This window comes from Actinoplanes octamycinicus (assembly GCF_014205225.1).
Taxonomy (GTDB): domain Bacteria; phylum Actinomycetota; class Actinomycetes; order Mycobacteriales; family Micromonosporaceae; genus Actinoplanes; species Actinoplanes octamycinicus.
The window spans coordinates 1126464-1151793 of the sequence record NZ_JACHNB010000001.1 but is presented as its reverse complement, the minus strand read 5'-3'; the positions used below and the strand labels follow the sequence as shown (position 1 = coordinate 1151793).

The window sequence follows — 25330 nt, the reverse complement described above, 5'->3', positions numbered from 1 at the left end:
CCGTCCCCGAGCAACTCGGCTTCGCCGGCATGCCCGAGCGTCTCTTCGTCTGCACCCCCAGCAAGCTCGGGGCCTACCTCGACTGCCCCCGGCGCTATCGCTATGCGTACGTCGACCGGCCCACCCCGCCCAAGGGCCCGCCCTGGGCGCACAACTCGCTGGGCGCCAGCGTGCACACCGCCCTGAAGAACTGGTATGCGCTGCCCGTCGAGCGCCGCCAGCCGGAGGCGCTGCCCACCCTGCTGAAAAGCACCTGGGTCCGGGAGGGCTACCGGGACGTCGAGTTGGAGCGCGCGGCGTACCGGCGGGCTCTCGACTGGCTGGAGAGCTACGTGGCGACCCTCGACCCGGAGGACGAGCCGCTCGGCGTCGAGCGGGTGGTCGCCGCCAAGACATCGGTGCTCGCGCTCAACGGCCGGGCCGACCGGATCGACGGCCGGGTGGGCCCGGCCGGGCCGGAGGCGGTGATCGTCGACTACAAGACCGGCCGCACCGGGCTGGACGCCGATGACGCCCGCGGCTCGCACGCGCTGGCGCTCTACGCCTACGCCGCCCAGCGGGTCTTCCGCCGGCCGTGCTACCGGGTCGAGCTGCACCACCTGCCGACCGGGACGGTGGCCGCGCACGAGCACACCGACGAGTCGCTCGCCCGGCAGGTGCGGCGGGCCGAGGAGACCGCCACCGACATCATGGCCGCGGAGAAAGCGGTGGCCGCCGGCGCCGACCCGGACGAGGCCTTCCCGACCAACCCGGGGTCGCTCTGCGGCTGGTGCGACTTCCGCAAGGTGTGCCCGGCCGGGTCGACGGTCGCGGCGAAAGAGCCGTGGACGGCGGTGGAGCACCTCGCCGAGTGATCAGGCGAGGCCGGCCCGGGCCAGCGCCGCCTGGTGGGCCGGCGAGACGCGGTACTCCGCGGGCGCCACGGCCAGGAGCCCGGCGAGCAGGGTGCGCAGGCCGCGGGCGGAGAGGGCGGCGGCCAGGTCGGTGGTGGGCCAGCCGGGCGCGCCGTACATCTTCCGCGCCCACGGCGGCAGCAGCCCGATCGCGGTGCTGGCCAGGCCCAGGTAGGCCCAGCGGGGCGGCCCGAGGGTGAGGCCGAGGCGCAGCGCCCGGCCACCCCAGGTCGCCGGGATCGGCGGGACGGTGAGGAAGGCCGCGGCCTCCGCGCCGTCCCTGGTCAGGCCCAGCTCCGGACGCAGCGCCGCGTAGTAGTCGTCGACCTCGGCGGCGGTGGCCGGGACGGTCGCCGGGTCCAGGCCGACCAGCTCGGCGGCCCGCAGCTGCTCGGTGTAATAGGCGTCGACCTCGGCCGGGGTGAGCGGCACCCCGGCACGCCGCGCGGTGGTCAGGAACGACTCCACCTCGGCGATGTGCACCCAGCACAGCAGATCCGGGTCGTCGAGACGGAACCGCTCGCCGGTGCGCGGGTCGACCGCGGTGAGCCGGGAGTGCAGCCGCCGCAGCCGGGCGCCGGCCTGCTCCGCGTCGGCGGTGCTGCCGTAGACCACCGTGGCCACGTAGTCCGCGGTGCGGCTCAGCCGGCCCCACATGTCAGTGCGGTAGCTGGAGTTCTGCGCGACGCCGGCGACCGCGCGCGGGTGCAGGGCCTGCAGGTAGAGCGACCGCAGGCCGCCGAGCATGAGGATCGGCTCACGGTGCAGTTTCCAGGTGATCGAGTCCGGTCCGAAGAGACCAACATCGCCCGTCATCATCCCAGCCTGCCACGGCCGCCCGGGAAGGTCAGGCGGTGTCCGCCAGGCGGCGGGCCTGGCAGGCCGGGCAGAGACCCCAGAAAGTCACCTCGGCCTCGTCCAGGGCGAACCCGTGGCCCTCGCTCGGAGTCAGGCACGGCCGCTCGCCGATCGCGCAGTCCACGTCGGCGATCGCGCCGCAGCCGCGGCAGACGATGTGGTGGTGGTTGTCGCCGGCCCGGGCCTCGAACCGGGCCGGGCTGCCGGCCGGCTCGATCCGCCGGGCCAGGCCGGCCCGGGACAGCGCGCCGAGCACGTCGTAGACCGCCTGGGTGGAGACCGAGTCGAGCCGGGTGCGGACCTGCTGGGCGATCTCGTCGACCTCCAGATGGCCGCCGGCGGTGAGCACCTCCAGCACGGCCAGGCGCGGACGGGTCACGCGCAGGCCGTGCGCTCGCAGCAGCTCTTCACCGGTGGACATGCGTTTATGACAACACGGGTGGGCGGTTTCCCCAACCGGTCCGTGACTGAACCGGAACCGGAATCCCGAGGTAAATGCTGACGGGGGGATGTTTGCGCCGTCACATAACTTCTAAGCTTGCGATCACCCCGGACCGAGGAGGAAAAGTGTTCGACCAGGTCAACGGCTTGCCGGTACATGCTCTCGTGCTGCACGCCGCAGTGGTGTTCGTGCCGCTGCTCGCGATTCTCGCGGTGGTCTACGCCGCGGTGGCGAAGTGGCGGCCCCGGCTCGGCTGGGCGGTGGCGCTGCTCGCGGTGGCGGCGCCGGTCTCCACCTTCGTCGCGAAGGAGTCCGGGGAGAAGCTCTACGACCGGCTGGTGTCGAACGGGCTCAAAGGCAAAGGTCTGGAGATCCTCAACGACCACATGGATTACGGCGGGATGCTGTTCTGGTTCGTGCTGGGGCTGGGCGTGGTCAGCCTGGTCATGGTCGGGCTGACGGTCCGGCCGGAGCGGCAGCTGTCGGGGCTGCTGAACGTGGTGTTCATCGTGCTGACCGTGGTGCTGGCGCTGGGCAGCCTGTACTACGTCTTCGAAACCGGCGACTCGGGGGCGACCGCGGTCTGGGGAAGTTACTGACCTCGCCCTGAGAAGCGCCGCCGGTCTTCGGGTCGGCGGCGCTTCTGCGTTGTGCCGCAGAGCAGGCTTTGTAGGAGCGTGGCCGCAGGGCGGGCTTCAGAGCAGCGCGCGGCCGTGGAGGGGCTTCAGAGCAGCGCGCGGCCGCAGAGCAGGCAGATCAGGATCACGGCGACGGCGCCGGCGACCAGGCCCACCCCGTAGGTCACCGTGCGCGCCGAGCCCTCCGCCTCGTCGATGGCGTCCATGTCCTGGGCCGGCATGTGCCGCGGCGGGGGCGGCGTGGCGATCGTCGGCGGCCGCCAGTACGCCGCCGGCGGGTCGGTGCGCGGCGGCCCCGGGTAGGCCGGCGGCTCGGGCGTGGCGGGCTGGTCCTGAGGCGGCCGGCCGAGCGGGGCGGCATCCGGCGTGGGCCGCTGCCAGTACGCGTCGTCGTCCGGGCCACGGGTGGGGGAACTCACGTTCACCGACGGTACAGCCGGAGGGGGACGACGGCCGAAGCGATGTCGGCTTACCCTTCTAGACGTGGACATCCTGGATGGCCCCGAGCGGGATCACGACGCCGAGCGCGAGGTCGACTTCGACTCGGAGGAGGCGCCGATCCTGCCCGAGCAGACCCGCGACGACACCGAGCGCGGCTGGGGCGAGCGCGACTACTCCAACGACGACCGGCTGCTGGACGACCGTCCGCCACACTGGGACTGAGCGAGCCGGTCGGCCTCGGCTGCTGATGTGGTCGTAGCGGGGTCCCGGTCGCTTCGACGGCGCTCAGCCAGGCCGGAGAGTCCCGGTCGCTTCGACGGCGCTCAGCCGGGCCGGAGTCCGAGTCGCTTCGACGGCGCTCAGCCCGGGCGGATCAGGATGGCGAAGCCGCGGCTGGGAGCGGCGACCGCCCGTGCTGCCTCCTCGCCATCGAGCGCGAGCAGCAACCCACCCACCGCCGGATCGTCGGCGCCGGTCACGTCGAGCACCAGGGCGGCGCTCGCCACCGGTGTCGCGTCGCCCTCGTCGTCGAGCCGCAGCAGATCGACCCGATTACCGGGGTGCACCAGGGCCAGCGCCGTCGGATCGGCCAGCCGCACCGGGACGCCGACCGTGCCGTCCGGGATCACCGGGCGGCCGGGCGCCGCGCCGGACGGGAGAGGGCTGGCTCTCGCCGTGGCCTTGGCGGCTGTCGGCGCCGCGCAGGGAGCGCCGGCGGGCCGGGCCCGGACCAGCACGGCTGCGATGCCCAGCAGGACCACGATCGCGCCGAGCCGGAGCAGCAGGCCCCGGCCAGGTGGTCGCAGGCGCACCGGATCGAGGCGCTCGGCCCGATCGCCGGATCGACTCATGACTCGCCCTCCCGTTGCCGTTCGCGGTGCTCAGGCGGGCGAGGTTAGGCGGTTTCCCGGCAAGGCGCGGGCCAGCCTGTGGACAACCGCGGAATGTGGACAACCGCGGGCGGGGCGTCGGCCGGGACTACCGTGGGACGCGACGAACCGGACACCGGGCACGACGAAGGGCGTGCCGGGTCCGGCACGCCCTTCGGTCGCTGCGGTCAGGAAGCGGCGGCGGCTTTCGCGCCGGAGGACGACCCGCTGCTGCTGGAGGAGGTGCTGCTCGATGCGGGAGTGCTGCTCGGCGTGGCGGACGAGGCCGGCGCGGGGGTGGTCTCCGCCTTCTTCGGGGCCGACTCCGCGGCGCCGCCCGACTTCTCCGCGCTCACGCTGCCGGACCGGGAGTCGTTGCGGTAGAACCCGGAGCCCTTGAACACGATGCCGACCGAGTTGAACACCTTACGGAGCTTGCCGTGGCAGTTCGGGCACTCGGTCAGTGCCGGGTCGGAGAAAGACTGCACGGCTTCGAGCTGCTCACCGCACTCGGTGCAGGCGTACTGGTAGGTAGGCACGGCTCCTCCGGATCTGTCGGCTGCTGGCACTCGCCAACTCCGAGTGCCAATGTTGCGGCATCGGAGGTCAATTCGTCCACTCCAGCCCATGTCTGAGGACCGGCGTGCCGCCGGATGTGACGAAGTACGCGCTGCGGTGGGCTGCTGGTTGCGGTTGCGGATTCCGGTACGGGGTGAGCGGTCCCGTCCGTGGGGTGTGCGCGGAGTCTGCCCGGGGCAGTGGCGCCGGCGCGGGTCGCGGTTCGGTTTTGGGTAAGGGCTGGGGGCGGGGGCGGGCCCCTGGTGGGGCTGGGCGGGACTTCGAGGCGGCCCCTGGTGGGGCTGGGCGGGACTTCGAGGCGGCCCCTGGTGGGGCTGGGCGGGACTTCGAGGCGGCCCCTGGAGGGGCTCGGCGGGACTTCGAGGCAGGATCCGCTTGCCGTGGCATGTTGCTGGCCCGATGGAGCCGGGCGCGAGCGTCCCGCCGCGTCAGCCCGGGAGAGGCCGGGGCGAGAAGCCGGACGGGGTGAGGACGCCGTAGACCGGGCGGTCGTGGGGTTCGGCGGGGACTGCGTCGACGGCCTCGTGGTCGTGGAGGAGGGCCACCACGAGCGGACCGGGATGGGGCAGGCGGGCGAGGGCCCGGTCGTAGGAGCCGCCGCCGCGGCCCATCCGGGTGCCGTCGCGGCCCACTGCCAGGGCCGGGACCAGGATCAGGTCGGCGGTGCGCAGGGCGGTGACGCCCAGCCGGGGGCCGGGTGGCTCGTGCAGGCCGCGGGTGGCCGGGGTCAGCTCGCCGGTGTATTCGGCCCAGTCCAGGTCGTTGTCCGGGAGCAGGACCGGCAGCAGGAGGCGGCCGCCGGGGGGCAGCGCGGCGCGGAGGAGGTCCGGCAGGTCGGGGCCACCGGGCTCGGCGGGGGACGGGACGTAGGCGGCGACGGTTCGCGGGGCGGATCGGCGTACGAAAGCCAGGGTTTGATCTTGAAGTTGGGTGGCGGCGGCGGCTCGGGCGGTGGCCGGAAGTGATCGACGTGCGGTGAGCAGCTGTGCGCGTAGCGTGATCTTGTTTTGGGGTGATTTTTCCGCTCCAGCGGCTAAATCCGACATGCAACACCCCCTTTTGAAAAGCGGCAAACGGTGCACACTATGTCAGCATCGCTCCAAAGAGGGCCACTCCCGGGAGGATGTGTGACTTTACGTGGCCGGCTCACCAGTGCCTTCCTGGTGGTCGTGCTCGGTCCGGTCCTGCTCGGGTCCGTCTTCGTCGCGCTGACCGTCGCCGCGGTCAGCCGGGACCGGACGAACGAGCGCCTCGATCATGCCGTGACGACCGTGCGGACCGCGGTCGGCGCGATCTGCGGACAGTTGCAGGCGGCCGCCGACGCGGTCGCCGTGGTGCCGGCCGAGTCCCGGTCCGCGGTCGCCGATCAGCTGGTCGGCCGGGGACTGGCCGCGGACATCCGGTTCACCGGCGCGGAAAGCGCGGGACCGGCTGCCGCGGGACCGGCTGCCGCGGAGGGCGCGGGTCCGGGTGGCGCGGAGGGCGCGGGTCCGGGTGGCGCGGAGGGCGCGGGGCCGCGCGGTGCGGAGGGTGCGGGGCCGGCTGGACTGGCTCGGCGGGTGCGGCCGGAGACGACCGTGGCACGGGCCGGGTGGCAGGACTGCGCGGCGCCGGACGGGACCCGGGTCACCGGGATCGCCGCGAGCGCGCGGGCCGCCGACGTCACGGTGTTCGCCGCTCAGCAGGTGGACGCGGCGCTGCTGGGCCGGCTCGGGGAAGCCTCCGGGGTGACCGTCAGCCTGGGCCACAACGACAGCGGGAGCGGTGGGCGGCGACGCGGGCTGGCGGCCGGGCCGGGGCAGCCACTGGCGCTGATCCTGGAGGCGCCACCCGCGCGGCCGGTGTTCCGCTATGCCGTGCTGCCGCTCATCGTGCTGGTCACCGCGCTGCTGGCGGTGCTGGCCGCGCGCTGGCTGGCACGCTCCACCACCCGGCCGCTCGGTGACCTGGCCTGGGCCGCCGACCGGGTGGCGAACGGCGACCTGGACACCCGGGTGCCGATCCCGCGGCCGGACGAGCTGGGCCGGCTGGCCGGCACCTTCAACCGGATGACCCGGGAGCTGCAGTCCTACGTGCAGGCGCTGACCGCCAGCCGGGACCAGCTGCGCCGGCACCTGGCGATTCTCGGCGACACCCTGTCCAGCACCCACGACCTGGACCGGATCCTGCCGGTGATCCTGCGCACCGCGATGACCGCGACCGGGGCCCGGGCCGGCCTGGTGCTGCTGGTCGACCCGGCCGACGGGTCGCTGGCCGCGCGGTGCGCGGCCGGGCTGACCGGCGAGTGGGATCTGCCGGCCGCGGACCTGGCCCGCCGTCGCCTGGCGCCGGGGCGTGGCGTGCTCGGCGCGGTGGCCGCCTCCGGGACTCCGCTGCGCGGGACGACCGGGGAGGGCGCCGACGAGCCGGCCTGTGAGTCGTACCTCGCGGTGCCGATCTGCGCGCCACCTTCGGGTGACGAGCCCGATCCGGGGCCGGGCACGCTCGGCGTCCTGGCGCTGTACGACCGGCTCGGCAGCCCCTGCTTCGACGACGCCGACCTGCGCACTCTCCGCACCTTCGCCGGGCAGGCCGGGGTCGCGGTGCACAACGTGCGGGTGCACGAGGAGGCGCAGCGGCTGTCGTTGACCGATCCGCTCACCGGACTGTGGAACTACCGTTATCTGCGCGAGGTGCTGCGCCGGGAGGTGGAGCGGGCCAGCCGGTTCGGCCGGATGCTCACCGTCCTGGTGCTCGACCTCGATCACTTCAAGGAGGTGAACGACACGTACGGGCACCCGGCGGGCGATCAGGTGCTGGGCGAGTTCGCCCGGCGGATCCGGGTCGGGCTGCGCGAGGTGGACGTGGCGTTCCGCCAGGGCGGGGAGGAGTTCGTGGTGCTGCTTCCGGAGACCGACGCGTACGGCGGGGTGATCGTCGCCGAGCGGCTCGGTGCCCTGGTCCGCGACCGGCCGGTGCGTGTCGATCCGCGGCGTCCCGGCCTGGACGACCGGATCCCGATCAGCGTGTCGATCGGCATCGCCGTCTTCCCCGAGCACGGTGACACCGCCCAGCAGGTGCTCGCCGCCGCGGACGAGGCGCTGTACGCGGCGAAGAACGCGGGCCGGGACACGTACCGTCTCGCGGAGAGCGTTTCGTCCCGCGTACCCGAGGGGAATTTCGATCCGGCCGCGGCCGGCAGCGGGCCGCAGCCGCCACTTCGTGGTTCCGGCCGATAGTCTCGCGGCATGTTCGTGAGCGACGTGGCTGCGAACGACTCGGCCGCGGCCGACACAGCGGGGCACGATCCAGCGAAGGTGCGGTGACTGATGACAACGAACGCGCAGGAGTCCGGCAAGCGTGCGGTGAAAGCGGTGATCCCGGCGGCCGGTCTCGCCACGCGTTTCCTGCCGGCCACCAAGGCGGTGCCGAAAGAGTTGCTGCCGGTCGTCGACCGGCCGGTGCTGCAGTACATCGTGGAGGAGGCGGCCGCCGCCGGGATCACCGATGTGCTGCTGGTCACCGGGCGGGGCAAGACGTCGATGGTGGACCACTTCGACCGCCGGCCCGATGTGGAGCAGCGGCTGGCGGAGAAGGGCGACACCGAGCGGCTCGCCGCGGTGCGCCGCACCAGTGAGCTGGCCGACATCTACACCGTCCGGCAGGGTGAGCCGCTCGGCCTCGGGCACGCGGTCGGCACCGCCGCCTCGCACGTCGGCGACAGCCCGTTCGCGGTGCTGCTCGGCGACGAGTTCGTCGACGAGGGCAGCCCGCTGCTGCCGCAGATGCTCGACCTGCAGGCGCGGACCGGCGGCATCGTGCTGGCCTTCATCGAGGTCACCCCGGAGGAGACGGCCCGCTACGGGATCGCCTCGGTGCGCGAGTCCGACCTCGGCGAGGACGTGGTCGAGGTGACCGGCCTGGTGGAGAAGCCGGCGCCGAGCGAGGCGCCGAGCAACCTGGCCGTGGTCGGGCGCTACGTGCTGCCCGGCAAGATCTTCGACGCGATCGCCGAGACCAAGCCGGGCAGCGGCGGCGAGATCCAGCTGACCGACGCGATGGCGGCGCTGCTGGAGGCCGGCACCCCGGTGCACGGCATCGTCTACCGCGGCATCCGGTACGACACCGGCCAGCCGCTCGGCTACCTGCAGACCGTCGTCCAGCTCGCTGCCCAGCGACCCGATCTGGGCGAGGAGTTCCGGGCCTGGCTCGCCGAATTCGTCGGTGGTCGGAAGGGATGACCGCTACGGCCGATGCCGAGGCGGCCGCGAACGAGCTGATGCCTCTCGCCGAGTACCTGGGCAGCACGCTGCGCAGGCTCCGGGCGCTGCCTCCGCTCGACCTCGACCTCACCCAGGCGCACGGGAACGTGCTCGCGGCCGACGTGGTCGCGCCGCACCCGTTCCCGGCGTTCGACCAGGCCGCGATCGACGGATACGCGGCCCGGTGGGAGGACCTGGCCGGCGCCGGGCGCCTCGGCGCGCACCCGGCGTTCGGCCAGTTGGACAGCGGCCCGACCCGCAGCGTCCGGCTGAACGTGGTCGGCGATCTGGGCGCGGCCAGCTGGCGGCCGGTCCGGCTGACCCCGGGCACCTGCTTCTCGGTGGCCGCCGGGGCGCCGCTGCCGATCGGCGCCGACGTGGTGGTCCCGGTGCACTGGACCGACCAGGGCATGGCCGCGGTGGAGATCCTGCACGCCCCGAAACGTGGTTCCGGGGTGCGCCGGGCCGGTGAGGAGCTGGCCGTCGGCCAGGTGCTGGCCACCGCCGGGGCGTATGTGACGCCGCCGATGGTGGCCACCTTCGCGGCCGCCGGGATCGGGCACGTGCTGGTCCGGCCCAGCCCGCGGGTGGTGGTCGTGGCGACCGGCGACGAGCTGGTCGACGTGGGCCGGCCCAGCCAGCCGGGGCAGGTGGTGGACGCCAACTCGCACGCGCTGACCGCCGCCGCGGTGGAGGCCGGGGCGCTGGCGTACCGGATCGGGATCTGCGACGACGATCCGGAGGGGCTGCGCGGCCTGCTGGAGGACCAGACGCTGCGCGCCGACCTGATCATCACGACCGGCGGCACCGGCACCGGGCCCGGCGACATGCTGCGCCGGGTGCTGTCCCGGCCCGGCACCGGCCGGGGCACCGTCGAGTTCACCGACGTGGCGCTCTGCCCGGGTACCGCGCTCGGTTTCGGCACGGTCGGCGGCGAGGAGGTCCCGGTGGTCTGCCTGCCCGGCGAGCCGGGCGCCGCATTGATCGGCTTCGAGGTGCTGGCCCGGCCGGCGATCCAGCTGCTCGCCGGGGCCGAGCCGGTGTTCCGGCCGAGCGTGAAGGCGCACCTGCTGGAGACAGTGTCGTCGCCCGGCGGGCTGCGCGAGTTCCGTCCGGCGCATGTCGCCGAGCGGCGGGGCGGCGGTTACACTGTGCAGCCGCTCGCCGGGGGGCCGTACACTCTCTCCGGTTTGGCCGAGGCCAACGGCCTGCTGGTGCTCGGGGAGCGGGTCACCACGGCGGCGGCCGGTTCGACCGTGGACGTGTTGCTGCTCGACCGGAGGCGATGAATGCTCGGGGCGACCCCCGGCTGGCCCGCTGTGCTCGCGGACGGGCCGGTGTTGCTGCGGCCGTACCAGCGCGGTGACGCCCGGGCCTGGTCCGAGGTGCGGATCGCCAATCAGGCCTGGCTGGCGCCGTGGGAGTCGGCGCCGCCCGGGCCGTGGGCGGAGATGAACTCGATCCGCGCCTACTCCTACGTCTACCGGGACATGAAACGGGCGGCGCGGCGCGGGGACAGCATGCCGTTCGCCGTCTGCCTGGTGGAGGGCGGCCGGGAGCGCCTGGTCGGGCACGTGAACCTGGGCAACATCGTGCGGCGGGCGTTCGCGTCGGCCTACGCGGGCTACTGGATCGACCACCGGGTGGCCGGCCGCGGGGTGATCCCGACCGCGCTGGCGCTGGCCGTGGACCACGCGTTCGGGCCGGGTGGGCTGCACCGGATCGAGGTCAACATCCGGCCGGAGAACGGGCCGAGCCGCCGGGTGGTGGAGAAGCTGGGGTTCCGCGAGGAGGCGTACCACCAGCGCTACATGCACATCGACGGCGGCTGGCGGGACCATCTGGGCTATGCCATGACCAGCGAGGAGGTGGCCGCCGAGGGCGGTCTGCTGTCCCGCTGGAAACGGGTTCGCACGACTAAATGATCTTGAGCGCGTGAGTGCCGTCGGCGCGGCGCGCGAAATATCACCGCTACCGCCCGTAACCTCGCATTCGTCGTGTCATTCGGCATGTCGTCTGTCGTGTCATCCGTCGTGGCGGAACGAAAGGGGTGAGGGTGCCGACCTCGGTGCTCCTCGCCGTCCTCGCCGCGGCTGGGCTGCTCGCCCTCGCCCCGGCGCTGGTCCGCCGGTACGACGCCACCGAGCGCCTCGCCGCGGAGCGGGCGTCGTCGACGGCGCGGGTGCTCCAGCGCCGGCGTCGTCGCCGCACCGTGCCCGGACGCCGACCGATCAACCCCGCGCGCCAGGTTACGGTTACGCTGCCCGCCCCATCGGGTGAATCCACCCCACCCCCGCAGCGCCGGTTGCGCCTGGTCACCGGCCGTCGCCCGGTCCGCCGCGCGCCGCGCCGCCGGGGCGCCCCCGCGGTCGTCCGCCGCCGCCGGGTCTTCGCCGCGCTGGTGCTGCTCAACGTGATCGAGCTGATCGGCGTGCTGGCCGTCGGCCCGGGCTTCTGGATCAGCTTCGCGGTGACCGGCACGCTGCTCGGCCTCTACCTGGTCCACCTGCGCAACCGGGCCCTCGCCGACCGGCGCCGCCGCCGCATCCAGGCCCGCGAGGCGGCGTGGCTGGCCGCCCGCCAGGCCGAGGTGCGACGGGAGCAGGCCCGCCGGGCCGCGGCGCGCCGCGAGGCCCAGCGCCGCCTGGCCGCCCAGAAGGAGGCGGTCCGGCGCGCGGCGATGGGCCTCGACCGGGAGCCGTCCGACCTGCCGGTCGCCGCCAACGGCGGATCGGTCTCCTACCGCCGCCGGGGTGGCCTGCGCGGCCGTCCCTACGAGGCCGGCGGCCGCCACCACACCGCCTGACCCGCCGCTGCCAGGCCGTCTGAAGCGGTCCTGTTGCCGGCTTCCGGCGCGCCCGGATCCGGGCCGTCGAAGATCACGATCAACTTCTTCATTGCCACGGTCCGCGCTGATCACTGATCGCCGCTCCCGCGGGGACCCCTGCGGGCCTCGCTGGCCGCTGGCGCGTCCAGAGCGCGAGACCCTCCGGGGCGGCGTCCGCGGGTGGTCGCGACGTGCCAGAACCCCGAATCAACACCGGAGGCAGGGGAAGGGGGAGGGGTGGTTCGCGGGGTTGCCGGGGGACCTGTTAGCCTTTCGGAGGTTCCACGGTGAAGGCCTCACCGGAGAGCCGACCAGGGGCTGTGGCGCAGTCTGGTAGCGCACCTCGTTCGCATCGAGGGGGTCTGGGGTTCAAATCCCCACAGCTCCACACCTGGGCACCTCCTGTCCGCGGAAAGCGCGGATCGGGAGGTGTTTCGCATTTCTGCTCCGGGGCCGAGCCCCGGAAACCCCGCGTTACGGTGGCCGCGGTCCGCTCCGACACTTACGGCCGTCCTGGTGCTTCCGGCTCGCGGGCCGGTCAGCGGTGCAGGTGGACGCTGGCGATCTCTTCGACGCGGGAGCGGAAGATGCCGGCTCGCTGTTCGATGGCCAGCGGGTGGCCGGTGGGTTCCAGCTCGATGTAAGGGGGCTGGCCGACCGGGCGGGTGTGGACGTTGGTCTTCAGGTTCAGGGTGGTCGGGGTGTAGCCGGCGATCTCGTTGGACAGCCAGCCGAAGTACGGCGGCTCGTTCTCCCGGCCGGGCTGTTCCCAGATGTCGACGGCGCGGGTGAAGTTCGGGCGGCTCAGGGACACCCACATGCTGTAGGTGAAGACGTCGCCGGTGTCCCAGACCGGTAGTTCGATCAGGCCGCGGATGAAGAAACGCTCGCCGTTGATCACGCACAGGTCGGAGTCGAGCAGGCAACCCTCGGTCTCGGCCATCTCCGGCAGCCAGAAGTCCGGGGCCGGCGCGGCGAAGCTCAGCGGCGGACCGCTGTGTGTCGAGCCGCAGGTGCCGCACGCGAACTCGTCGGTGTTCATGGCCGCGAAGCATACGGCCGTGAGCGGCGGTGATCAGCGGCACGCCGGGGAAGTCACACCGGCTGTTCGGGGAAACGAGCCGAACCGCGCGCCGGATCTGGGCGAAATGCGAAGGTGGCTACTTTTGCCTGGTATCTCTGAAGCAAGTCTCGGAGGTGACCGCCATGAAAGCACCCCTGCCCGACAACGAGATCGAGCGGCTGGCCGCGCTCTACTCGCTCGACATCCTGGACAGCCCGCCGGAGAAGGACTTCGACGACATCGTCGCGCTGGCCGCCGGGGTCTGTGAGACGCCGATGTCCATGGTCAGCCTGGTCGACGCGGACCGGCAGTGGGCCAAGGCCAGCACCGGGCCGGACCTGGTGGAGACGCCGCGGGACCTGTCCTTCTGCGCGCACGCGATCCTCGGCCGGGACCTGCTCGTGGTGCCGGACGCCAGCCAGGACGCGCGGTTCGCCGACAACCCGGCGGTGACCGCGATCGACGGCACCCGGTTCTACGCCGGGGCACCGCTGATGACCACCGACGGGTTCGCGCTCGGCACGCTGTGCGTGATGGACACCGAGCCGCGCCGGCTGGAGATGGAGCAGCAGCAGGCGTTGCGGGCGCTGGCCCGGCAGGTGACCGCTCAGCTGGAGCTGCGCCGGTACGCCTACGCGCTGGCCAACACCACGGCCCGGCTGCAGGAGCTGGAACGCCGCAAGGACGACCTGGCCGGCCTGGTCGGCGGCGAGCTGCGGTCGTCGCTGCGGCTGATGTCGACCTACCTGGAGAGCCTGGGCGACACCGGTTACCACGACTTTGAGCTGGCCGATCTGGTCGGCCGGGCCACCGCGGCGCACGTGCGCGGGTTCCGTGAGCTGATCGACCACCTGACCCAGATGGCCGACGCCGGGCTGGGCGGGGACAGCCTGCACATGCGGCAGGTGGACCTGACCCGGGTGACCCAGCGGGCGGTCGAGGCGGTCCGCCCGATCGCGGCCAGCAAGCACATCTGGATCCTGAACCAGGCCGGCGGCCCGTCGCTGCCGATCATCGCCGACCCGGTGCGGCTGGAGCAGGTGCTGACCCACCTGCTGTTCGCCGCGGTGAAGTACACGCCGGAGGGCGGCCGGGTACGGGTCGGCACCGAGATGGAGTCCGGCCCGACCGTCCGGCTCGACGACATGGACCTGCCCGACGGGATGCGCCCGGATCTGTTCCCGCACCTGTACTACGGGGCGATCGCGAACCTGGCGGACGTGCCCGGCCCGGACCGCGGGCTGGCCGTGGCGAAACGGATCCTGGACGCCCACCACGCCACCGTGGCGCTCTCCGACCGGCCCGGCGACGGCACCTCGCTGCACGTGGTGTTCCCGTACGCCGATCTGACGCCGGACGAGCTGATTCGCGACCTGGCGCTGGCCTGAGACGGGAAAACCCGCGTCCCACCGGCTGCAGTTCGGTGGGACGCGGGTCCGTCTCTCAATCCCGGTAGACCGGGGAGGGCACCGCGGGCGTGGTCGGCGGGGCCACCGCCCGCCCGATCGGCTGCTGCTGGCGGGGCAGTTCCGGCACGGTCGGCGGCCAGCTGTCGACGGCCGGCGCCACCGATCCGCTCGGTGGGGGCGGCGGGGGCGGCGGGGTCGCCGAGCGTGGGGCCAGCCCGGCTCGGTTCAGCTTGTGCCAGCGCAGCCGGCCACCGGTCAGCGCGGTGGTCGCCGACTGGATCAGCACCAGGTACATCAGCTGCCGGTAGGCGAACTGTTGCAGCGGCAGCCGCCAGAGCGCCTTGATCGGCTCCCGGTCGAAGCGGAACGCGACCAGCGCGGTGAACACCTGCAGGGCCAGCATGCCGAGCCAGGCGACCAGGGTCTCCTTCAGCTCCCAGAAGACCAGGCCGTAGACCAGCATGATGTCGACCACCGGGGCGAGCATCGGCAGCGCCACCCCGAACAGCGCGAGGAACGGCAGGCCGACCCGGCCGAAGCGCCCGGACGGGCCCTTGTCGAACAGCGCCCGGCGGTGCTTCCACATCGCCTGCATGGTCCCGTAACTCCACCGGTACCGCTGCCGGTAGAGCTGCTCCAGGGTGGTCGGCGCCTCGGTCCACGCCTTGGCGTGCTCCTCGTAGACCACCCGCCAGCCCTGCCGGCACAGCGCCATGGTGACGTCGGTGTCCTCGGCCAGGGTCTCGTCGCTGATCCCGCCGACCTGGGCCAGCGCCTCACGGCGGAACGCGCCGATCGCGCCGGGCACGGTGGGCATGCAGTTGAGCGTCTCGTAGAGCCGGCGGTCCAGGTTGAAGCCGATCACGTACTCGATGTGCTGCCAGGTGGAGACCAGGGTGCCCCGGTTGCCGACCTTGACGTTGCCGGCCACCGCCCCGACCGTGGGGTCGCCGAACGGCTGCACCAGCTTCTGGATCGAGTCCCGCTCGAAGACGGTGTCGCCGTCGACCGTGACGATCAGGTCGTGCTTGGCCAGCGCGATCCCGGTGTTCAGGGCGTTCGACTTGCCGCCGTTGGGCACCCGGACCACCCGGACGTTGGGCAGCCGCAGCCCCTCGGCGATCTCGGCGGTGTTGTCGGTGGAGCCGTCGTCGACCACCACCACCTCGATCTCCGGGTAGTCGCCGCCGGCCAGCGACCGGACGGCGGCCTCGATGCCTTCCTTCTCGTTGTAGGCGGGCACGATCACCGACACCGGGTCGGTGACCGGCTCACCCCAGCGCCAGCCCGGTTTCCGCCGTTGCCGGGCGTGCCGGCCGGCCAGCAGCAGCAACAGCGCGGTCCGGCCGATGGTCAGCACGCCGACCACCACGAACAGCGCGGCCACCACGGCGACCAGGCCGTCGGCCAGGCGTACCGTCCAGATCAGCGCCGATCCGCGCCACTCGTCGCCGGGCGCGGCGGCCGGGTTGAGCGGCAGGGTGGGGATGACCGAGGCGCTCTCCGGCGCCCGGCCGGACTTGACCGCGGCGGCCTGCTCCTCGATGCCCAGGTTCAGGCCCTCGGTGACCGTGGTGAACCGGTAGCCGCGGGCCTTCATCAGCGGGATGAACTTGGCCAGCGCCTCGATCGTCTGCGAGCGGTCGCCACCGGCGTCGTGGAACAGGATGATCGCCGAGCTGTCGCCGACCGGCGTCGCGTTCTGGATGATCCGGTCGACGCCGGGGCGCTGCCAGTCCTCGCTGTCCGTGTCGTTGACGACGACCAGGTAGCCGGCCCGGCCGGCCTCCTTGACGATCTTCCAGTTGGTCTCGTCGATCGCCTCGGTCTTCGAGGAGTACGGGAACCGGGCCAGGTTGGTGTGCACCCCGGTGGCCTTGGCGATCGCCACCTGGTTCTGGGACAGCTCCAGATGCCGCCGCCACGGCGCGAGCAGCTGCATGTTGGGGTGGGTGAAGGTGTGCAGGCCCAGCTCGTTGCCGTCGGCGACGATGTCCTTGGTGAGCGCCGGGTGGCGGGCCACCTGGGAGCCGACGACGAAGAACGTGCCGTGCGCGTCGTTCTCCCGGAGCACCTTCAGGACCCGCGGGGTCCAGGTCGGGTCCGGCCCGTCGTCGAAGGTGAGCGCGATGGTGCGGTCCGGCAGCCGGCTGGTGGTCTCCTGCCCGCCGGTGGTGTTGACGATCGGCCCCCCGCCGCGGATCGACAGCGGCACGCCGTCCTGGTCACCGACCTCGGTCTCCTTGTGGTCGGCGGTGAACTCGGCGTTGATGTACGCCTGCACCACCAGCACCGCGACGAAGAAGCCGAGCACCAGCGTGCCGAGCATGACCCGCGGCCGGGGCAGGATCCGCCGGCGGCTGCGGCCCCGGTTGCGGCCCTTGGCGCGGCTGCTCACGCCGGCTCCCCGGAGGCGGACGGGGCGGCCGTCGGGGTGTCGTTGTCAGCCGGGTCGTCCCCGGTGGCCGGGGCCAGCGTGGGCAGCGCGGTCGGCCCCGACTTCGGTTCCTCGGCCGGCGGCTTCGGGGCGGGCGGCTGCTGCGTCGGCGGCTTCGGCGCCACCGTGGTGCCGGTCGGGCCGGGCGCCGGCGTGGTGGTGGTCGACTCGGTCGGTTTCGTGGTGCTGACCGAGGGCTTCGGGGTGGTCGCCGCGGGCGCCGGCTTGGTGGGCGCGGTCGTCGCCTTGGTCGTGGTCTTCGCCGGCTTGCTGCTGGCGGCCGGCTTCGGCGCGGTCGTGGTGGGCTGCCGGACCGGGGCCCGGCGCGGCTGGTTCACCGACTCGATCAGCGGGTGCCGGGCCGGGGCGCTCGACGGGGTCGTCGCCTCCGGGGCCGGGCCGGGCTGGGGCGGCGCCACGGTCTTCTCGTCCCCGTCGTCCAGGCCGGGCAGCGGCAGCACGGCACTGGAGTTCACCGGACCGCCGGCCAGGCTGACGCCGAGCAGCCCGCCGTAGGAGACGACGAGGATGCCGAACGCCAGAGCGATCCGGCGGAGCAATCGGCTCCGTCGCCCGGTGGAGTCGACGAACACCGGGGCCGGCGTCGCCACGGCGATGATTTCCGTGTCCGGAATTCGCTGGTCGGCGGTCTGCGGGTGGTGGTGCTCCTGCGTTGTCACGCGGCGAGCTTAAGAACATTTACCGCGATCTTGGCACTTGTCACCTTGTCGGGGGATGGCCGACTGATCCGCCGAAAAGGGACGAAATGATGACCACCGAGATTTGACCGATGGAAGGCGATGTGTCCGCGGCCGAGGCGGAAACCGCTGAGCTGCGGTGCGGCCGGTGGCCCGAATACGTTACGCCAGAATCGGCATCTAATTCGTGTCGCATTCCCGACCGTCAAGTTGAATCGTATTCATGAGACGGTATGCGTAGTAAAGACTAAAAGAGCATAATGTCCGAATCGCTGGGATGCTGGGATCGACACGGCAATCCGTGCCCGACACCCGTTGTGCCGCTCATCCAGGCTCGTTAAGCTGCATCTTGCGCGCCCCTATCGCCCGCTTCCCCCGTGGCAGGCGATCGGGGCGCGCCCTATTTTTCGGACCTGCCCCGGTCATGATCAGCGAAAAGTCTCCAAACCGATGAAGCCCGGCGATACCGCCGGGCTTCATCGCATCTGGGGCCATCTCCCCGGTGCGGTCCGCTTCCGCTTCGATCCGCCATTTCCCGGTACGTCCGGAACGTCCCCGAGCGGGCAGAGCGGGCGGCCGGATCCGCCGTGGGGCGCCCGCTCCGGCCGGGTGGCCGGAGGCGGGGCCTGAGCGTCACGTCCAGCCGGTCTAGATCCACCTGCCGCCCAGCCACATCCGGACCGACCAGTCGTCGTAGGGCATGGTCGAGCCGATGAAGACCGGATAGAAGTAGGCGAAGCAGAGCGCCACCAGCACCATGTAGGTCGCCGCCACCACCGTGCCGATCAGTTGCCGGTCGGTGCGGGCCGCGCCGCTGGCCATCCCGCCGGGCGGGGTCATGATCGCGCCGAGCACGTAGACCACCGCCAGGATCAGGAACGGCAGGCCGGGCAGCAGGTAGAAGGAGAACATCGTGCGCCCGTCGGCGACCGCGTACCAGTACCAGGGCAGCATGCTGGCGGCCGCGCCGGCGAAGATCGCGTAGGCCCGCCAGTCCCGCCGCGCGATGCCGAACCAGATCAGCGCGATCAGCGCGGGCAGGAACGACCACCACAGGATCGGCGTGCCGAGCAGCAGGATCTCGGCGGCGCAGCTGGGCGCCCCGCAGTTGCCGTTGCCGTTCCAGTAGAACGCGACCGGCCGGCCGAGCAGCAGCCACTGCCACGGCCAGGACTGGTACGTGTGCTTCTCGGTCAGTCCGCTGTGGAAGTTGTACGCCTCGGAGTGGTAGTGCATCAGGTTCAGCAGCGCGCCCAGGATCGGCGGCTCGCTCATCCCGTTCGCCTCCCGGTAGTGCCGGAAGTAGCCGGTGTCGGTGACGAACCAGCCGGTCCAGGTGGCCAGGTAGAAGACGATGCTCAGGACGAAGCTGAGGATCAGGTAGCCGAAGTCGCCGAGCAGGCCGGCCACGAACGGGCCGCGCACCCGGGCCGACCGCCGCGCCTGCCAGCGCCAGGCCACCACCAGGACGGCGAAGAACGGCGCGAAGAACAGCGCGCTCCACTTCACCCCGCAGGCCAGGCCGAAGAAGACGCCGCTGGCCAGCAGCCACCACGGGACGATCCGCGGGATCTTGTAGGTGGCCGCCGGGTCGAAGCCGTCGGCCAGCGCCCGCTTCCAGCGCCGCCGGTAGTGGTCGCGGTCCAGCACCATGCAGGCGAAGGTCAGCAGGATGAACAGCCCGAGGAAGATGTCCAGCAGCGAGGTGCGGGAGAGCACCAGCTGGAACCCGTCCAGGGTCATCAGCAGGCCGGCCATCCCGGCCAGCACGATCGAGTGGAACATCCGGTAGGCGACCCGGATCAGGATCAGGATCATCAGCGTGCCGGCGATCGCCGCCGAGATCCGCCAGCCCAGCTCGCGGTTGCCGTAGACCTGCTCGCCCAGGGCGATCAGCCACTTGCCGAGCGGCGGATGCACCACGTACGCCGGGCCGTTGGTCTTCTCGTCCCACTCGACGCCGTGCTGGAGCATGTCCCAGGCGTCGGTCGGGTAGTAGACCTCGTCGAAGATGTAGCCCTTGGGCTTGTCCACCCCGGCCAGCCGCAGGATCGCCGCGGCGGTCACGATCACCAGGGTGACCAGCCAGGAGTACGGGTCGAGGCGGGCGTCCAGCGTCGACAGGCGTCGCCGGACGAGGTCGGGAACGGCCCGCACCCCTCGGGACGACTCCGCCTCGGCGGGGGAGTCCGCGGGGGTGAGTTCTGTCTCAGCTGTCGCCGTGGTCACTCCGCGATCGTAGGCTGCGCGGCTTTGAACTGACGTCCGGGCGTGTGATGGACTTTTCCGGTGTCTCGTGAAACTTCCGGCGCCGGCCGCGTGATCCTGGTCGGCGCCCCGCTCGGCAACATCGGTGACGCCTCGGCGCGGCTGCGGGAGGTGCTCGCCACCGCGGACGTGATCGCGGCCGAGGACACCCGCCGGCTGGCCCGGCTCGTCAAGGACCTGGACGTCGCCGTGCGCGGGCGGGTCGTCTCCTACTTCGAGGGCAACGACGACCGGCGCACCCCGGAGCTGGTCGAGGCACTGGCCGGCGGCGCCACCGTCGCGGTGATCACCGACGGCGGCATGCCGAGCGTCTCCGACCCCGGATATCGGCTGGTCCGGGCCGCCCTGGACGCCGGCCACCCGGTGACCGCGGCGCCCGGCCCGAGCGCGGTGACCACCGCGCTGGCGCTGTCCGGGCTGCCCAGCGACCGGTTCGTCTTCGAGGGGTTCCTGCCGCGGACCGGCTCGAACCGCCGCTCCCGGCTGCGCGAGCTGGCCGCCGAGCCACGGACGCTGGTCTTCTTCGAGGCGCCGCACCGGATCACCGGGGCGCTCGCCGACCTGGCCGCCACGTTCGGCGCGGACCGGCCCGGGGCGGTCTGCCGGGAGCTGACCAAGACCTACGAGGAGATCCGCCGCGGCACCCTGGCCGAGCTGGCCGAGTGGGCCGCCGCCGGGGAACCGCGCGGCGAGATCACCCTGGTGGTGGGCGGCGCGCCGGCCGGGCCGGCGGAGCGGCCGGACGACGACGAGCTGCGCGCCGCGGTGGCCCGGCGGGAGGCGGCCGGCGACTCGCGGCGCGATGCCATCCAGGCGGTGGCCGATCAGTACGGGCTGAAGAAGCGCGACGTCTACAGCCTGGTGCACGCGTCATAGCGCCTGTTTCGGAGGCCACGCCGCAGCCCCGGTCGGCCTCCGAAACAGGCGCTAGTAGGCGGCGGCCAGGAAGCCGGCCAGCAGCACGAGCGGGCCGGCGACGCTGGCCAGCAGGGCGTACCGGCGGGCGCGCGGGGACTCCAGCCGCCGTGCGCCGGTCGCTCCGGCGATGCCGTACCCACAGATCAGCACCAGCAGGAAACCGAGCGTCCAGCGCAGGTGCATGAGCACGCCGGGCGGCGCGGCGTAGGCCTGCCGGCTGTCCGCGCTGACCATCCGGGCGCCGGAGACCGCGCCCGGCTCGCGGGCCTCGCCGGTGATGCCGAGCAGGGTCACCCGGCGGGCGCTGAAGGTGCCGTCCGCGGCGGTGAACCGGCCGGTGCAGCGCTGGGTGAGACCGGCGCCGTGGCAGCGGGTGGTGGTCGCGTACCCGATGTCGCCGTGCCCGGTGGCCAGCCAGAACGGCTCCGCGCTGACCCAGGCGAAGAACGCCGCGAGCAGGCTCAGGCCGATCAGCGCGACCAGCGCGCCGACCGGGTTGGTGGCCGGTGGCCGGCGGCGGCTGCCGGCCCGCCGGTCGCGGCGCGCCTCGGCGGCGATCCGGGCCTCGTCGGTCTCCCAGAACGGCGAGTTCTCCATCCGCTCCAGCCGGGTCGCGGTGGCCGGCGAGACGCCGCCCTCCGGCAGCGGCGGGAGCGGGCGGCGCGTCTCCAGGACGACCGTGGGCCGGTTCAGGTCGCTGGGCTCCGGGAGGACCATGATCTCCGGTACGACCTCGCCGGCCTCCTCCGCCTCGCCGGTCCGGCCGGGCTCGATGATCATCAGCTCGTCCGCCGTGGCCAGCCGCTCGCCGTCCCCGGACGGGTTCAGCTGCCGCGTCACGTCGCTCGCCCCGGCCGCCCGGGCCTGGTCGGCCGCCCGGTCCGCCCACTCCCGGGAGGTCGGCTCCCGATCGGTCTCGCCCTGCCACCACCCGGCCTCCGGAGCCACCTCGGCCCACGCGTTCCCGGTCGGTGTTTCCCCTGGCTGCGGCGCGTTTCCCGTCACTGATCCAGTCAACTACGCGGCGCACCGGGGGGACCGGCAATGATAGGGCGTGTCGGGACAAATCGGTCGGCTGGCACGCGGGGCGGCAATCCGTTCGCAGCGGCCCCGGGACGGTCACTACGCTTGTACGTCATGAGTCACGTTCTCGCCGCGGTCGCCTGGCCCTACGCCAACGGCCCGCGCCACATCGGTCATGTTTCCGGCTTCGGGGTGCCGTCCGACGTGTTCAGCCGGTACATGCGGATGGCCGGCCACGACGTGCTCATGGTCTCCGGCACCGACGAGCACGGCACCCCGATCCAGGTCCAGGCGGACGCCGACGGGGTCACCCCGCGCGAGCTGGCCGATCGGTACAACCGGGTGATCGTCGAGGACCTGCACGGCCTGGGCCTGTCCTACGACCTGTTCACCCGCACCACCACCCGCAACCACTACGCCGTGGTGCAGCAGCTCTTCGAGGGCCTGCACGAGAACGGGTACATCGTCGCCCGCACCACGCTCGGCGCGATCTCCCCGTCCACCGGCCGCACCCTGCCGGACCGCTACATCGAGGGCACCTGCCCGATCTGCGGTTACGACAGCGCCCGCGGCGACCAGTGCGACAACTGCGGCAACCAGCTCGACCCCGAGCAGCTGATCAACCCGAAGTCCCGGATCAACGGGGAGACCCCGCAGTTCGTCGAGACCGAGCACTTCTTCCTCGACCTGCCGGCCTTCGCCGAGGCGATCGGCGGCTGGCTGGACCGCCGGGAGAACTGGCGGCCCAACGTGCTGAAGTTCTCCCGCAACCTGCTCGACGACCTGCAGCCCCGGGCGATCACCCGGGACCTGGAGTGGGGCGTGCCGATCCCGCTGGACGGCTGGCGGGACCGCGCCGACAAGCGGATCTACGTCTGGTTCGACGCGGTCATCGGTTACCTCTCGGCGTCGATCGAGTGGGCCCGGCGCACCGGCGACCCGGAGGCGTGGCGGCAGTGGTGGTCGGCCGACGCGCAGGGCAAGGACGCGCTCGGCTACTACTTCATGGGCAAGGACAACATCGTCTTCCACTCGGTGATCTGGCCGGCGCTGCTGCTCGGCTACTCCGGCGAGGGCGACAAGGGCGGCCAGGCCGGCCCGCTGGGCAAGCTGAACCTGCCCACCGAGGTGGTCTCCAGTGAGTACCTGACGATGGAGGGCAAGAAGTTCTCCTCGTCCCGGCGCGTGGTCATCTACGTGCGCGACTTCCTGGAGCGCTACGACGCCGACGCGCTGCGCTACTTCATCGCCGCGGCCGGCCCGGAGTCCAACGACACCGACTTCACCTGGGCCGAGTTCGTCCGGCGTAACAACGACGAGCTGGTCGCCGGCTGGGGCAACCTGGTGAACCGGTCGATCTCGATGGCCGCGAAGAACTTCGGCGCGATCCCGCCGGCGGTCGACCTGACCGCCGAGGACCGCGCGCTGCTGGAGGTCGCCAGGGCCGGTTTCGCCACGGTCGGCGAGCTGATCGGCAAGCACCGGCAGAAAGCCGCGATCGGCGAGGCGATGCGGGTGGTCGCCGAGGCGAACAAGTACCTCTCCGAGCAGGCCCCGTGGAAGCTCAAGGACGAGTCGCAGAAGGAGCGGCAGGGTACCGTCCTGCACGTCGCGCTGCAGGTGGTCAGCGACGCGAACACGCTGCTCACCCCGTTCCTGCCGCACTCCGCGCAGAAGGTGCACGAGCTGCTCGGCGGCACCGGGGTGCACGCCCCGATGCCGGAGATCGTCGAGGTCGAGGACCTGGACGGCGGGCCGGGGTACCCGGTGCTGATGGGTGACTACACGGTCGGTGCCCGCTGGGAGTCGGTGCCGCTGGTGGCCGGCACCCCGTTGAACGCGCCGAAACCGGTCTTCCGCAAGCTCGAGCCGTCGGTGGTCGAGGAGGAGCTGGCCCGTCTGGGCGAAGTGTCCTGACCTGGGGTTTCGTCCGAAAGGCCCGGCTTCGGCCGGGCCTTTCGCGTGGGCCGCCACGGTTGGCTGAATCACCACGGATTCTTCACAGATTTTCCATTGATCAGACAGCTACCCGCCGGTTACATTGATCCGCGCCACGGGGGAACGTTGGCGTTTTGTCGATACGGATGCGTCCTGACGTGACCGCGTCGTCCAACTGCCCTTCATGTGGTCTTCTCACCCCTCGAAGGAGTTGGACTTCCTTGAAACCACGCCTGGCACGGCCGCTGCTCGCGGCCCTCGTCGGCGGCGCGCTGGTCGCGGGCGGCGCAGTCGCGGCGTCTCCGGCCTACGCGGGTGTCAGCCCGGCGCGCATCGCCGCGACCACGGCTGACGAGCCGACCGACCCGCCCACCACTCCGGTCGACCCGGGCACCGGCGGTGGCGACACCGGCACCGGCACCGGCGACACGGGTGGCAGCACCGGCGGTGGCGACACCGGCGGCAGCACTGGTGGCGGTGACACCGGCGGTAGCACTGGCGGTGGCGACACCGGCGGCAGCACTGGTGGCGGTGACACGGGTGGCAGCACTGGCGGTGGCGACACCGGCGGTAGCACTGGCGGTGGCGACACCGGCGGCAGCACTGGTGGCGGTGACACGGGTGGCAGCACTGGCGGTGGCGACACCGGCGGTAGCACTGGCGGTGGCGACACCGGCGGCAGCACTGGCGGTGGCGACACCGGCGGCAGCACCGGGGGCGGCGACACCGGCGGGAACACCGGCGGCGGCACCACCGACCCGGGCACCACCGACCCCGAGCCGGTTCCGGACACCACGGCGCCGACCGGCACCTACCGGCTGTCGGCCCTCTCGATCTGGACCGGCCAGCAGGTCGTGCTCTACCAGAACAACGCCGACTACGCCGACGGCGACAACGACGACTCGACCATCAAGCGGGTCGTCGACTGGAAGGACGGCACCACGAGCGAGTTCTCGTCGGCCTCCGCCACCTGGCTCCAGCACAACTACAAGAGCGCCGGCACCTACGTCGTCACCGAGACGCTGACCGACGCCGCGGGCAACGAGACCAAGCTCACCGCGACCGTCTACGTGAAGAACGCGCCCACCGCGATCTCGCTCAGCAAGAAGAGCGTGTGGAACGGCGAGCGCTACAACGTGACCGTCAAGGCGGTGCCGGCCGGCACCACCTCGTACGTCATCTTCTGGGGCGACGGCTTCTACAACGAGTACAAGTGGTACGGCAAGGCCCGCACCTTCCCGGGCTACTACTACCACTACAAGGGCAGCAACTCGGTGGTCACCGGGTACCGCCCGACCCAGATCGCGTACCGGAACGCCAACGGCCTCAGCACCCCGGTCACCGGCGCCTGGATCAAGGTGAAGAAGGACAGCTGGAAGCCGACCGTCAAGGTCAACAAGCCGTCCAGCCCGAACCGGCTGAAGTCCTGGAAGTACGTCACCGGGACCGCCTCGGACAAGGGCTCCGGCGCCCCGGGCGTCTGGGTCTTCCTGGAGAAGTACAGCAACGGCAAGGACTACTGCCTCAACAAGAACAAGAAGTGGCAGCGGGTCTACGACTCCACCTGGGACGCCACCTGCTACTCGTGGTGGGCTCCGGTCACCAAGGGCAAGTGGAAGTTCAAGGTTCCGGCCGGCCTGGGCAAGGGTTACTTCTGGGCCAGCGCCTACGCCGTGGACTGGGCGGACCACCGCAGCAAGTGGAAGACCGTCTCGGCCAAGATCACGCGTAGCTGATCGAGGACCAGACACGCGAAGCGGGGCCGGAGTGATCCGGCCCCGCTTTCGC

23 protein-coding genes, 1 tRNA gene and 1 pseudogene are annotated in these 25330 nt (G+C 72.2%); 14 read left to right on the top strand and 11 right to left on the bottom strand.

Annotation, left to right across the window (positions count from 1 at the left end):
• Nucleotides 1–29: 29 nt before the first annotated feature.
• Entirely contained in the window at nucleotides 30–854 is an 825-nt protein-coding gene (locus BJY16_RS05050) for a RecB family exonuclease (protein ID WP_239177184.1), read from the top strand.
• On the opposite strand, the gene BJY16_RS05045 is transcribed toward BJY16_RS05050, so the two are convergent.
• Together BJY16_RS05045 and BJY16_RS05040 are read right to left on the bottom strand one after the other, a co-directional pair.
• Entirely contained in the window at nucleotides 855–1712 is an 858-nt protein-coding gene (locus tag BJY16_RS05045) for an oxygenase MpaB family protein (protein WP_185037951.1), read from the bottom strand. It abuts the gene before it with no gap.
• A 28-nt stretch (nucleotides 1713–1740) separates the two neighbouring features.
• Nucleotides 1741–2172, bottom strand: a complete 432-nt coding sequence (locus tag BJY16_RS05040) for a Fur family transcriptional regulator (protein ID WP_185037950.1) — start codon at nucleotides 2170–2172, stop codon at nucleotides 1741–1743.
• Nucleotides 2173–2318: 146 nt separating this feature from the next.
• On the opposite strand from BJY16_RS05040, the gene BJY16_RS05035 reads away from it, so the two are divergent.
• A complete protein-coding gene (locus BJY16_RS05035; protein ID WP_185037949.1) occupies nucleotides 2319–2792 on the top strand; it encodes a DUF2231 domain-containing protein in 474 nt (157 codons plus the stop codon).
• Nucleotides 2793–2917: 125 nt separating this feature from the next.
• On the opposite strand, the gene BJY16_RS05030 is transcribed toward BJY16_RS05035, so the two are convergent.
• Nucleotides 2918–3250 (bottom strand): translation initiation factor 2, encoded by a 333-nt coding sequence (locus BJY16_RS05030; RefSeq protein ID WP_239177182.1) that lies wholly within the window; start codon nucleotides 3248–3250, stop codon nucleotides 2918–2920.
• Between the two features lie 64 nt (nucleotides 3251–3314).
• On the opposite strand from BJY16_RS05030, the gene BJY16_RS05025 reads away from it, so the two are divergent.
• Entirely contained in the window at nucleotides 3315–3494 is a 180-nt protein-coding gene (locus BJY16_RS05025; protein ID WP_185037947.1) for a hypothetical protein, read from the top strand.
• Between the two features lie 137 nt (nucleotides 3495–3631).
• Here the strand turns inward: BJY16_RS05025 and BJY16_RS05020 are convergent, their stop codons facing one another.
• Nucleotides 3632–4123: a hypothetical protein gene (locus tag BJY16_RS05020; RefSeq protein WP_185037946.1), complete on the bottom strand. Its 492-nt coding sequence runs from the start codon at nucleotides 4121–4123 to the stop codon at nucleotides 3632–3634.
• Nucleotides 4124–4255: 132 nt separating this feature from the next.
• Between BJY16_RS05020 and BJY16_RS48285 the strand changes: the two genes are divergently transcribed.
• Nucleotides 4256–4525, top strand: a complete 270-nt coding sequence (locus tag BJY16_RS48285) for a hypothetical protein (protein ID WP_239177186.1) — start codon at nucleotides 4256–4258, stop codon at nucleotides 4523–4525.
• A 62-nt stretch (nucleotides 4526–4587) separates the two neighbouring features.
• On the opposite strand, the pseudogene BJY16_RS48280 reads toward BJY16_RS48285, so the two are convergent.
• Together BJY16_RS48280 and BJY16_RS05010 are read right to left on the bottom strand one after the other, a co-directional pair.
• Nucleotides 4588–4770 (bottom strand): annotated as a pseudogene (locus tag BJY16_RS48280) (FmdB family zinc ribbon protein); the annotation flags it as partial.
• Nucleotides 4771–5148: 378 nt separating this feature from the next.
• Nucleotides 5149–5766 (bottom strand): 5-formyltetrahydrofolate cyclo-ligase, encoded by a 618-nt coding sequence (locus tag BJY16_RS05010; RefSeq protein ID WP_185037944.1) that lies wholly within the window; start codon nucleotides 5764–5766, stop codon nucleotides 5149–5151.
• A 39-nt stretch (nucleotides 5767–5805) separates the two neighbouring features.
• Between BJY16_RS05010 and BJY16_RS05005 the strand changes: the two genes are divergently transcribed.
• The 6 genes from BJY16_RS05005 (at nucleotide 5806) to BJY16_RS04980 (ending at nucleotide 12176) form a co-directional block, all read left to right on the top strand.
• Nucleotides 5806–7938 (top strand): sensor domain-containing diguanylate cyclase, encoded by a 2133-nt coding sequence (locus BJY16_RS05005; RefSeq protein ID WP_221501892.1) that lies wholly within the window; start codon nucleotides 5806–5808, stop codon nucleotides 7936–7938.
• Nucleotides 7939–8028: 90 nt separating this feature from the next.
• Nucleotides 8029–8940, top strand: coding sequence for a UTP--glucose-1-phosphate uridylyltransferase (locus BJY16_RS05000; RefSeq protein WP_185037942.1), 912 nt, complete (start codon nucleotides 8029–8031; stop codon nucleotides 8938–8940).
• Nucleotides 8937–10250: a molybdopterin molybdotransferase MoeA gene (locus BJY16_RS04995; protein ID WP_185037941.1), complete on the top strand. Its 1314-nt coding sequence runs from the start codon at nucleotides 8937–8939 to the stop codon at nucleotides 10248–10250. Before BJY16_RS05000 ends, BJY16_RS04995 begins: the two co-directional genes overlap by 4 nt.
• Complete coding sequence (locus BJY16_RS04990; protein WP_185037940.1) at nucleotides 10251–10886, top strand: GNAT family N-acetyltransferase; 636 nt, start codon at nucleotides 10251–10253, stop codon at nucleotides 10884–10886.
• A gap of 125 nt (nucleotides 10887–11011) precedes the next feature.
• Nucleotides 11012–11767 carry a divisome protein SepX/GlpR gene (sepX, locus tag BJY16_RS04985; RefSeq protein ID WP_185037939.1) on the top strand — a complete coding sequence of 252 codons (756 nt, stop codon included), beginning with the start codon at nucleotides 11012–11014 and terminating at the stop codon, nucleotides 11765–11767.
• A 335-nt stretch (nucleotides 11768–12102) separates the two neighbouring features.
• A tRNA-Ala gene (locus tag BJY16_RS04980) sits at nucleotides 12103–12176 on the top strand.
• A gap of 150 nt (nucleotides 12177–12326) precedes the next feature.
• On the opposite strand, the gene BJY16_RS04975 is transcribed toward BJY16_RS04980, so the two are convergent.
• Complete coding sequence (locus BJY16_RS04975) at nucleotides 12327–12830, bottom strand: DUF2199 domain-containing protein (protein WP_185037938.1); 504 nt, start codon at nucleotides 12828–12830, stop codon at nucleotides 12327–12329.
• A 164-nt stretch (nucleotides 12831–12994) separates the two neighbouring features.
• On the opposite strand from BJY16_RS04975, the gene BJY16_RS04970 reads away from it, so the two are divergent.
• The gene (locus tag BJY16_RS04970) at nucleotides 12995–14239 is read left to right on the top strand and encodes a GAF domain-containing sensor histidine kinase (RefSeq protein WP_185037937.1); all 1245 of its coding nucleotides are present in this window, start codon (nucleotides 12995–12997) and stop codon (nucleotides 14237–14239) included.
• Between the two features lie 55 nt (nucleotides 14240–14294).
• On the opposite strand, the gene BJY16_RS04965 is transcribed toward BJY16_RS04970, so the two are convergent.
• The 3 genes from BJY16_RS04965 to BJY16_RS04955 form a co-directional block, all read right to left on the bottom strand.
• Complete coding sequence (locus tag BJY16_RS04965) at nucleotides 14295–16658, bottom strand: bifunctional polysaccharide deacetylase/glycosyltransferase family 2 protein (RefSeq protein ID WP_444978776.1); 2364 nt, start codon at nucleotides 16656–16658, stop codon at nucleotides 14295–14297.
• The gene (locus BJY16_RS04960; RefSeq protein ID WP_185037936.1) at nucleotides 16655–17377 is read right to left on the bottom strand and encodes a hypothetical protein; all 723 of its coding nucleotides are present in this window, start codon (nucleotides 17375–17377) and stop codon (nucleotides 16655–16657) included. Before BJY16_RS04960 ends, BJY16_RS04965 begins: the two co-directional genes overlap by 4 nt.
• Nucleotides 17378–18043: 666 nt before the next feature.
• Nucleotides 18044–19624, bottom strand: coding sequence for a dolichyl-phosphate-mannose--protein mannosyltransferase (locus BJY16_RS04955; RefSeq protein WP_185037935.1), 1581 nt, complete (start codon nucleotides 19622–19624; stop codon nucleotides 18044–18046).
• A 60-nt stretch (nucleotides 19625–19684) separates the two neighbouring features.
• Here BJY16_RS04955 and rsmI point away from each other — a divergent pair, with 60 nt between their 5' ends.
• On the top strand, nucleotides 19685–20539 hold the full coding sequence (gene rsmI, locus BJY16_RS04950) for a 16S rRNA (cytidine(1402)-2'-O)-methyltransferase (protein WP_185037934.1): 855 nt from the start codon (nucleotides 19685–19687) through the stop codon (nucleotides 20537–20539).
• Between the two features lie 51 nt (nucleotides 20540–20590).
• Here rsmI and BJY16_RS04945 read toward each other — a convergent pair whose 3' ends face one another.
• Entirely contained in the window at nucleotides 20591–21586 is a 996-nt protein-coding gene (locus BJY16_RS04945) for a hypothetical protein (RefSeq protein WP_185037933.1), read from the bottom strand.
• Nucleotides 21587–21718: 132 nt separating this feature from the next.
• Here BJY16_RS04945 and metG point away from each other — a divergent pair, with 132 nt between their 5' ends.
• The gene (gene metG, locus BJY16_RS04940; RefSeq protein ID WP_185037932.1) at nucleotides 21719–23521 is read left to right on the top strand and encodes a methionine--tRNA ligase; all 1803 of its coding nucleotides are present in this window, start codon (nucleotides 21719–21721) and stop codon (nucleotides 23519–23521) included.
• A gap of 242 nt (nucleotides 23522–23763) precedes the next feature.
• Nucleotides 23764–25278, top strand: a complete 1515-nt coding sequence (locus tag BJY16_RS04935) for a hypothetical protein (RefSeq protein WP_185037931.1) — start codon at nucleotides 23764–23766, stop codon at nucleotides 25276–25278.
• The last annotated feature ends 52 nt before the right edge of the window (nucleotides 25279–25330 follow it).

Bases quoted from the DNA above. Each gene is read 5' to 3' on its own strand.
- BJY16_RS05050 (WP_239177184.1), top strand. From the start codon at position 30: ATGCCCGAGCGTCTCTTCGTCTGCACCCCCAGCAAGCTCGGGGCCTAC.
- BJY16_RS05045 (WP_185037951.1), bottom strand. From the start codon at position 1,712: ATGATGACGGGCGATGTTGGTCTCTTCGGACCGGACTCGATCACCTGG.
- BJY16_RS05040 (WP_185037950.1), bottom strand. From the start codon at position 2,172: ATGTCCACCGGTGAAGAGCTGCTGCGAGCGCACGGCCTGCGCGTGACC.
- BJY16_RS05020 (WP_185037946.1), bottom strand. From the start codon at position 4,123: ATGAGTCGATCCGGCGATCGGGCCGAGCGCCTCGATCCGGTGCGCCTG.
- BJY16_RS05010 (WP_185037944.1), bottom strand. From the start codon at position 5,766: ATGTCGGATTTAGCCGCTGGAGCGGAAAAATCACCCCAAAACAAGATC.
- BJY16_RS05005 (WP_221501892.1), top strand. From the start codon at position 5,806: ATGTCAGCATCGCTCCAAAGAGGGCCACTCCCGGGAGGATGTGTGACT.
- BJY16_RS05000 (WP_185037942.1), top strand. From the start codon at position 8,029: ATGACAACGAACGCGCAGGAGTCCGGCAAGCGTGCGGTGAAAGCGGTG.
- BJY16_RS04995 (WP_185037941.1), top strand. From the start codon at position 8,937: ATGACCGCTACGGCCGATGCCGAGGCGGCCGCGAACGAGCTGATGCCT.
- BJY16_RS04990 (WP_185037940.1), top strand. From the start codon at position 10,251: ATGCTCGGGGCGACCCCCGGCTGGCCCGCTGTGCTCGCGGACGGGCCG.
- BJY16_RS04975 (WP_185037938.1), bottom strand. From the start codon at position 12,830: ATGAACACCGACGAGTTCGCGTGCGGCACCTGCGGCTCGACACACAGC.
- BJY16_RS04970 (WP_185037937.1), top strand. From the start codon at position 12,995: ATGAAAGCACCCCTGCCCGACAACGAGATCGAGCGGCTGGCCGCGCTC.
- metG (WP_185037932.1), top strand. From the start codon at position 21,719: ATGAGTCACGTTCTCGCCGCGGTCGCCTGGCCCTACGCCAACGGCCCG.